This window comes from Nonomuraea sp. NPDC050540, from assembly GCF_044457485.1.
Lineage (GTDB): Bacteria > Actinomycetota > Actinomycetes > Streptosporangiales > Streptosporangiaceae > Nonomuraea.
On sequence record NZ_JBITHA010000030.1, the window covers coordinates 74,711 to 82,718 of the forward strand.

Annotated in this window: 7 protein-coding genes and 3 pseudogenes; 7 read left to right on the plus strand and 3 right to left on the minus strand. The window is 67.9% G+C overall.

All coding sequences use genetic code 11. From position 1 onward, the window contains the following. Nucleotides 1–10 precede the first annotated feature (10 nt). The 3 genes and pseudogenes from ACIBI5_RS51525 (at nucleotide 11) to ACIBI5_RS51535 (ending at nucleotide 3,002) form a co-directional block, all read left to right on the plus strand. Nucleotides 11–1,753, plus strand: coding sequence for an ABC transporter family substrate-binding protein (locus ACIBI5_RS51525; RefSeq protein ID WP_397258738.1), 1,743 nt, complete (start codon nucleotides 11–13; stop codon nucleotides 1,751–1,753). 347 nt (nucleotides 1,754–2,100) lie between these two features. Further along, nucleotides 2,101–2,391 (plus strand): DUF4158 domain-containing protein, encoded by a 291-nt coding sequence (locus ACIBI5_RS51530; protein ID WP_397258740.1) that lies wholly within the window; start codon nucleotides 2,101–2,103, stop codon nucleotides 2,389–2,391. Nucleotides 2,392–2,414: 23 nt separating this feature from the next. Continuing rightward, a pseudogene (locus tag ACIBI5_RS51535) lies at nucleotides 2,415–3,002 on the plus strand (Tn3 family transposase). 202 nt (nucleotides 3,003–3,204) lie between these two features. Here the strand turns inward: ACIBI5_RS51535 and ACIBI5_RS51540 are convergent. Both ACIBI5_RS51540 and ACIBI5_RS51545 read right to left on the minus strand, forming a co-directional pair. Continuing rightward, nucleotides 3,205–3,852 carry a response regulator gene (locus ACIBI5_RS51540; RefSeq protein ID WP_397104862.1) on the minus strand — a complete coding sequence of 216 codons (648 nt, stop codon included), beginning with the start codon at nucleotides 3,850–3,852 and terminating at the stop codon, nucleotides 3,205–3,207. After that, nucleotides 3,837–5,096 (minus strand): sensor histidine kinase, encoded by a 1,260-nt coding sequence (locus ACIBI5_RS51545; RefSeq protein ID WP_397258742.1) that lies wholly within the window; start codon nucleotides 5,094–5,096, stop codon nucleotides 3,837–3,839. Before ACIBI5_RS51545 ends, ACIBI5_RS51540 begins: the two co-directional genes overlap by 16 nt. Before the next feature lie 152 nt (nucleotides 5,097–5,248). Between ACIBI5_RS51545 and ACIBI5_RS51550 the strand changes: the two genes are divergently transcribed. The 3 genes and pseudogenes from ACIBI5_RS51550 to ACIBI5_RS51560 form a co-directional block, all read left to right on the plus strand. Beyond that, nucleotides 5,249–5,689, plus strand: a complete 441-nt coding sequence (locus tag ACIBI5_RS51550; protein WP_397258744.1) for a hypothetical protein — start codon at nucleotides 5,249–5,251, stop codon at nucleotides 5,687–5,689. 277 nt (nucleotides 5,690–5,966) lie between these two features. Continuing rightward, complete coding sequence (locus ACIBI5_RS51555) at nucleotides 5,967–6,134, plus strand: site-specific integrase (RefSeq protein WP_397258746.1); 168 nt, start codon at nucleotides 5,967–5,969, stop codon at nucleotides 6,132–6,134. Between the two features lie 136 nt (nucleotides 6,135–6,270). Further along, a pseudogene (locus ACIBI5_RS51560) lies at nucleotides 6,271–6,516 on the plus strand (recombinase); the annotation flags it as partial. Between the two features lie 262 nt (nucleotides 6,517–6,778). Here ACIBI5_RS51560 and ACIBI5_RS51565 read toward each other — a convergent pair. Continuing rightward, on the minus strand, nucleotides 6,779–7,369 hold the full coding sequence (locus tag ACIBI5_RS51565; RefSeq protein WP_397258748.1) for a TetR family transcriptional regulator: 591 nt from the start codon (nucleotides 7,367–7,369) through the stop codon (nucleotides 6,779–6,781). 265 nt (nucleotides 7,370–7,634) lie between these two features. On the opposite strand from ACIBI5_RS51565, the pseudogene ACIBI5_RS51570 reads away from it, so the two are divergent. Then, nucleotides 7,635–8,000: pseudogene (locus ACIBI5_RS51570) on the plus strand (transposase); the annotation flags it as partial. Nucleotides 8,001–8,008 lie beyond the last annotated feature (8 nt).

An 8,008-nucleotide genomic window follows, 5' to 3' on the forward strand; every position in this document is an offset into this window, starting at 1 on the left:
GGAGCCGAACATGGCTTTGCGCCGCACATATCCGATGGCCTTGACGGCCGGCGCCCTGGCGCTCCTGCTCACCGCCTGCGCGGGCGGAGGCGGAGGCGGCGCGAAGACGGCGACGTCCGGCGACGGCCGCGTCACCGGCGAGGTGAACACGGTGAACACCGCGACCGTCGGCACCGGCGGCACCGTGACCTACACGATCACGTATCCGATCTCGAACTGGAACGTGCTCAACGCCGGCGGCGCCACGTACTCCGTGATCGACATCTCCAGCGTGCTGCTGCCGAACGCGTTCTCCATCCAGCCCGACGGCTCGGTCACCCAGAACGCCACACTCGTGACCAGCGCGGAGAAGACCGCCGACGCGCCGCAGACGATCACGTACACGATCGACCCGAAGGCCGTCTGGTCCGACGGCACCCCGATCTCGGCCGACGACTTCGTGTACACCTGGCGGGCCCTCGACCCCCGCACCTGCCCGAAATGCCAGGCGGCCAACAACGCCGGCTACGACCGGATCAAGTCCGTCAAGGGCTCCGGGCAGGGCCGTACCGTCACCGTCGTTTTCGACCGGCCGTACGTGGACTGGAAGGCGCTGTTCTCGCCGATCCTGCCCGCGCACGTCGCGAAGACCTACGGGCCGACCGACACCGCCGCGGGCCTGGAGAAGAGCTTCAACGAGGGCTTCGCCAAGTCGGTCCCGAAGTTCTCGGCGGGGCCGTTCAGGATCGAGGAGTTCACGGCGGACGGCTCGGTGGTGATGGTCCGCAACGAGAAGTGGTACGGCAAGCCACAGAACCTCGACAAGCTCATCTTCCGCCTCATCACGGACGTTTCCCAGCAACCGACCTCGCTCGCCAACGAGGAGGTCGACGTGATCTACCCGAACCCGCAGGTCGACATCGTCCAGCAGGTCGACGACCTGCCCGCGGTCCGTTACCAGGTGTCGCCGAGCGCCTCCGTGCACCAGATCTGGCTGAACCACAACGCCCCGGCCCTGAAAGACCTCGCCCTGCGCAAGGCGATCTTCCAGGCGGTGAGCGTGAAGGACCTGATCGCCAAGACGATCGGCCAGTTCGACAGTACGGCGGAGCCCCGGCTGAGCCAGATGTTCCTGAGCGGCGCGCCCGGTTACGCCGACGTGGTGAGCGAGTTCGAGTACGGCATCGGCGACCCCGAGAAGGCGAAGAAGACGCTGGGCGATGCCGGGTATACCGGGATCGGTGCCAAGCTGGTGGCGCCCGACGGCAAGCCCGTGCCCGCGCTGCGCTTCGCCGTCCAGGCAGGCGACCAGCTGCGCGCCTCTGAAGCCCAGCTGGTCAAGGCCGCGGTCGCGCCGCTGGGGATCGAGGTGCAGGTGGCCGCGGTGTCCAACACGGTCGACGCCGTACAGGAGGGGAACTGGGCGATGACGGTCGGCACGGTGTCGCAGTCGCCGTTCACCGCGACCAGCAACATCCCGTACTTCCTGAGCTGTGAGGAAGGGGTGAACTTCTGCCGCTTCAACCTGGGCAACTACCGCAACCTCAAGGTCGACAAGCTCCTCGACGCCGCCCTGTCGGCGACCAGCGCCGAAGAGGCGACGAAGAAGCTGCAGGAGGCGGACAAGATCGTCTCATCGGACTACTCGATCTTGCCCCTCTACCAGAATCGATCGTTCCTCGCATACGACGCGAAGCTCGGCAACATCCGCGACAACAGCCTGTCGTTTCCTACCTATAACAGCGAGCAGTGGGGCCTGCTGAACGGGTCCTGACCGGCGCGGTTCCGGGACGGAGCGCCGACGTACGTGACACGGCACGGGATCCCGGTAGCAATCGCGGATAATCCAACGAACTCATCTCTGACCTGCTGGTATTCGCCTTCCTGGGACGGTTGACGATCTTTGCCGCTACAGTTCGTACTGGTTGTAGTGCTTCCGTGGAGATTGATGGGGTTGGCGACCCAGTTCTTCTCTGATGAGCAGATGGAGCGGCTGCGGTCGTATCCGGACATCGGCCGGGAGGAACTGATCCGGTTCTTCACGCTGACGCGGAAGGATCTGGGCTTCATCGACAACCTGGACCGTGGCGGTGGCCGCGGGCCCGCGGGCCCGCGGCGTGGTTGGGGCTGGCCGTCCAGCTGTGTACGTTACCGTGGCTGGGTTTCGTGCCCGATGACATCTGGGCGGTGCCGCGGGCGGCCGTGCCTCGGCTGGCGAACCAGCTGGCGGTCTATGCGGGGATGCTGGAGCAGTACGGGCGGCGGGCGCAGACCCGCAGTGATCATCTGAAGCTGGTGCGGAGGTACCTGGACTGGAAACCGGTTCCGGCCAGGGACGAGACGCTGAAGGAGCTGGAACGGTTCCTGCTGGACCGGGCGATGAGCAGAAGCGCAACATCCTGGCCGTCCTGATCGCCGGGGCCACCAACCTGGGGCTGACCCGCATGCCGGAGGCGTGCGGGGTGTCCTACGACACCCTCGCCTGGACTCAGGAGTGGTAGGTGCGGGAGGAGACGCTGCGCGAGGCGAACACGGTCCTGGTCAACCACCACTACAAGCTGGAGCTGGCCGGGAAGTTCGGCGGCGGCACCATGTCGTCCTCGGACGGGCAGCGCTTCCCTGTCCGCGGCAAGAGCTTGACGGCCCGGGAGATGACCGTCCACGGCGGCCGGGTCCTGTCGACCTACACCCATGTCTCCGACCAGTGGTCGCCGTACGGCACGAAGCAGATCGTGCCCACTACCCGCGAGGGTCATTGCACTCTGGATGAGATGCTCGGCAACGCCACCGATCTGCCGATCCACGAGCACGCGACCGATACCCACGGCGCTACGCTGGTCAACTTCGGGTTGTTCGATCTGGTCGGCAAGGTCCTCACCCCCAGGATGCGGGACCTGGGCAGGATCGCCATGCTCCGGGTTGATACCCCGGCGGCGACCAGCGCGCTCTACCCGCACGCCGGGCCGCTGCCGGCCGACCGGTGGAACGAGGACCTGATCTGCTGCGGATGGGCGGGTCGCTGAAGTTCGGGGAGGCCACCGCCTCGCTCATCGTCGGGAAAGCGTCGGCGTTCCGAGTTCGCCGCCGCCTGGCCGGGCGGCGGGTGGCCCAGAATCAGCCCACCGTGACGGCCTGGATGCCGACGACAGCGAGGGCGGGGGTCGTGGACGGAGGCCATGCTCGGCGGGCATGAGGTCAGGTGAACGTGCCAGGCGACCGATCAAGCTAGGGCTTGTTCAGGTAGGCCAGGACGGCGCGGACGCGGCGGTTGGTGTCTTCGTCGTCGACGATGCCGAGCTTGCCGAACATGGAGGTGGTGTACTTGCTGATGGCGCTGTCGCTGAGGAAAAGGCGGCGGCCGATGGCCTGGTTGGACAGTCCCTCGGCCATGAGAGCCAGAACGGCGTGCTCGCGTTCGGTGAGCCGCTCGAGCCCGCGGCTTGGGGAACTGCTGGACAACAGCTTGGCGATGACGGCCGGGTCCATGGCGGTCCCGCCGTCCGCGACGCGCTCCAGGGCGCCGATGAACTGGTCGGCGTCGAACACGCTGTCCTTCAGCAGGTAGCCGACGCCGCCGGATCCGTCGGCCAGGAGCTCCCGGGCGTACAGCTGCTCCACGTGCTGAGAGAGGATGAGGACCGGCAGCCCAGGCATCTCGGCACGGGCAGCCAGGGCCGCGCGCAGGCCCTCGTCGGACTGGTTCGGCGGCATGCGAACGTCGATGACGGAGACGTCCGGGCGCCATCTCCGTAGCGCCTCCAGCGTCTCGGGGCCCGTGGCCGCTGTGGCCACCACTTCGTGCCCGTACGCCTGGATCAGGCGGACCATCCCCTCGCGCAGGAGGTAGAGGTCTTCGGCTACAACGAGTCGCATGGCAGTGCCATTCTCACACGGGTCGGGCCGCCCGGCGGGCTGCTGATCTCCAGGGTGCCGTCGAAGACCGCGAGGCGGTGGCGCAGACCGGCGAGTCCGCCGTCGGCGCGCACATTGGCCCCGCCCCGCCCATCGTCCTCGACCTCGACGATGAGATCGGCGTCGTCCTGTGCGAGGGAGATCCGCGCCCGGGACGGCTGGGCGTGTTTGACCGCGTTGGTCAGCAGCTCGGCGACGCCGAAGTAGACGGCTGCCTCGATCACGGGGTCCAGGCGCAGGCCGGCGTCGGCGCTGACGGCCACGTCGAGGGGGACGTCCAGGGCCAGGGCGCGGACGGCGTCGACGAGCCCCCGCTCGTTCAGCACCGGGGGGCTGATCCCCTTGACCAGTTCGCGAAGCTCGGCCAGCGAGGCGGCGGCACCGCCCCGTGCTTCCCGCATCAGCGCCTTCGCCTGGTCGGGGTTGGTCTCCATGAGTTTCTCGGCGGTCGCCAACGCGAGTCCGAGTGCGACCAGGCGGGCCTGCGCCCCGTCGTGCAGGTCCCGTTCGATCCGGCGGATCTCGGCGGCCTGCGCGACCGTCGCGTCCGCGCGCTGGGCGGTCAGTTCCTCCACCCGCTCGGTCATCGCCATCGCGCGCGACGGGCGCAGGAAGCGGACGGCGACTGGTACGAGCAGCCGCCAGGCGTACGGGGCTGTGGCGATGGCCACGACCAAGCCGAACACTCCGGCCAGGCGCGCGGTGAGCCCCGGCTGGCCGAGCCCGAGGACCGCCGCGACCACCCCGGCCGGCGGAACGGCCGCTACCACGCCCGCGGCGAACGGCACGATCCCGGTGAACCGCACGTCGCGCCAGACGGCGGGATCCTTCCACCGCACCCGCCATTTCTGATCCAGGACGGCGTCACGCCGGCTGCGCTCGTAGGAGAAGCCGTTCCACCAGTACCCGGTGGACATCCGCACCACCGGCCCGGCCTCCCGGTAGCCGGCGGGGATGAAGGTGCCCGTCCACCTCGCCACCAGCGAACGGACCAGCCGGCAGACCGGTCGGGACAGCCCGAGGGTGCCCACGCACACCAGCACGAACGGCCCCAGCCACGACCATGGGTTCCCCGCACCCCACCAGATGGCCCACGCCACGGCCACGGCCCACACGGCCGGGGCCAGCATGGTGACGACCGCCACGACGCACGACCGCACGAACCCCACGCCGATGCGCCTCGCCCAGGTACCCAACTGCCGCATGCCTCTTCCTTCGCCTCTCCATTCGATGCTTCTACTGTGCACCGCGCCGAGCACGCTACTGCCCGGACCGGCCAAGGAGTGGGTCTGGCCCCACCCACCCGTGTGCCTGGACCGATACCGCCTCGACCAACCGCTTCGTAGCGTCGCTAAGCATGGAATCCAACACACACACCACGACCGAGGCGGCACTCCTCAACACCCCCCGCACCCAAAGGGCCTTCGGCACGGCGAAGAACAGCATCAAGGTGTACGGCGCACTCAGCGCCATCGCCCTCTTGGCAGTCATCGTGGTATCGAGCAGCGGCCATATGGTGAACACGTTCATGTGGGTCCGGGCGATCCTGCTGCCGGTGGTGGCCGTGCTGATCTACTGGATGACGGTCTCCGCTTCCCGGGGATCTCGACGGGCCTTCGAGCGCGTGAATGCTCTCGCCGTCATCATGCCGATCGCGATCATCGGCGTCGACCTGATCCCGGGGATTTGTCCGCTATGGTACGCCGTGATGCAGGTCGTCTGCATGCTGCCCCTCATCCGGGTCGCGTTCATCACCCGCGGCTCCGCACTGCGCGCCGCCTTCCCCAAGAGGGGCTGATCGGGGCGTCGAGCGCGTTTCTCCACCTTCGGTGGCGCCGGCCCGTCCCACGTGAGACGGCGTCTGCCACGCTCCAGGGCAGGGTCCGGTGCCCTTCCCACACATGACCGGCGGTACTCCCACACCAAAGACGCGCACGACCGCGCGTGTTGCGGGATAATCAGCGTTATCTGGCAAGATAGCGATCACCGGGTAGCGTGAGCTGGGCGGCCGTCGCTCGGCGCGCAGGCTTTGTTTCCGGCTATCTGGCAACCCTGCGAATAGCGAGGTCGGCACGGTGGATCCGGCCATCGTCGAGCAGTTCGGCCGCGCTCACCCGCTCGCCCGGCACCTGGACGAGTTCCTCACCGACCTGGCCAACGCCGGCGCCTCCGCGCACACCCGGCGCGCCTACCGCGGCGACCTGATCGCCTTCGCCGCCCACCACGGCGAAGAACTCAGGTGAGCTGACCGCCGCGCCGGTTCGCGCGTTCCTGGCCGAACTCGCCGAGCTGTCGCCGGCCAGCCGCAAGCGCAAGCGCGCCGCCGTCGCCTCCTTCGCCAAGTGGAGGGTCCGCCACGACCTCCTGGCCGCCAACCCGATGGACCGCATCGACACCGTCAAGGTGCCCAAGAGGCTTCCCCGCCCGGCCGCGGCCGCCGACGTGGCCAAGGTGCTGGCGGTGATCTGCTCGCGGCGGCCGCGCAAGGATCTACCGCTGGACCGGCTACGGGATCGGGTGCTGTTCGAAACCGCTTATGTGTGCGGCGCCCGCGCCTCGGAGGTGTGCGGCCTATACGTCGAACACCTGGACCTGCGCCTGGACGACGAACACGTCCGCATCCACGGCAAGGGCGGCAGCGTCCGCACCATCCTGCTCGACGACCGCGGCTACGTCACCCTGCTCAAGCCCGCTACGGGTCTGACAATTGCCCGTCGGCCGTCAGTCGTCAGCCGTCTGCACCACCCTTGGTATGCGGGCGTGGGCAGCGTCAGTGGCCCGCCCTGTCGCGTCCAGGAGCACAACCCCCGAAAGGCACAACCGCCAAGAGGCACAACCGCCGAGAGGCATAACCAACCCGATAGGCGCCCGACTGTCGGGGCGGCGGTCACCGGCGACGACGAGCGATCCCCCGCTCGATCAGCGCCCACACCGCATCGAAGGCCTCCTCGATCCCCGGCCGTGCCCACTCATCGGCATAGGCGGGATCGTGAAAGCGGTTCATGGCATCGAAAACGGCCCGCGCGGTAACCGGAGGATCCTCCACGGAGACCTCTCCTCGCGCGATCCCATCACGCAAGATCCGCTCAATCTGCCCGACCAGCCCCTGAATGTGCCGTTCAATGACCCCACTGGACTCACGGACCAGCACCATGTACGTCGCGAACAGCTCAGGATCCTTCAACGCCTTGGCCCGCTTCGCCGCGAACAGCACAGCGAACCAGGTCCCCAACCGAGGAACCGCCGGCCCCTCCGCCTCGACGGCGGCGACAAGCGAAGCGTGCGCCTGATCCAACCAGCGCTCAGTCACCGCCTCCCGGAGGGCCGCCTTGCTGGGAAAATGCCGATAAACACTCCCATGGCTCACCCCCAGGGCCCGCGCAACATCCACCACGGTGGCCTTCGCCGGCCCATACCTCCGGAGCACATCCTCGGCCGCGCCAAGGATCTGCTCCGGAGTCAACACGCCCTCTGTCATATGACCAATTCTGTCAGCCCAACCGTGTGCGTACATCCACGCGGAGCACGTTCCGCATCCACGCGGAGAGCACCCACGCCTCTGCGTAGAGCGCACCTCCGCTCCGCCACGACCGGCCACACGGCGCAGGGGACTGTAAAACTAACGGCGGATCTGATGATCATGGGAGAGACACTCGATGTCCGAGACCGCCGTGGAGTCGCCGTCTATGAAGGAACCGCTTGCCGAGTTGGATCGCTTGGTGACGGATGAGCAGCTGATCTCGATGCTGGTGGATCGAGCCCGGAACGAGGGTCTGCAGCTGACCGGTCAGGGCGGGCTGCTGCAGCAGCTGACCAAGCGGGTGCTGGAGTCGGCCCTGGAGGGCGAGATCACCGATCATCTCGGCTATGACAAGCACGACCCAACTGGCAGGAACAGTGGCAACAGCCGCAACGGCAGCCGCGCCAAGACCGTGGTGACCGACATCGGCCCGGTGGAGGTGCGGGTGCCACGCGATGTAGCGGGAACCTTCGAGCCCCAGCTCGTGCGCAAACGACAGCGCCGGCTGTCGGGGGTGGATGAGATGGTCTTGTCGCTGTCGGCCAAGGGTCTGACCCATGGGGAGATCGCAGCACATCTGGCCGAGGTATAGGGCAC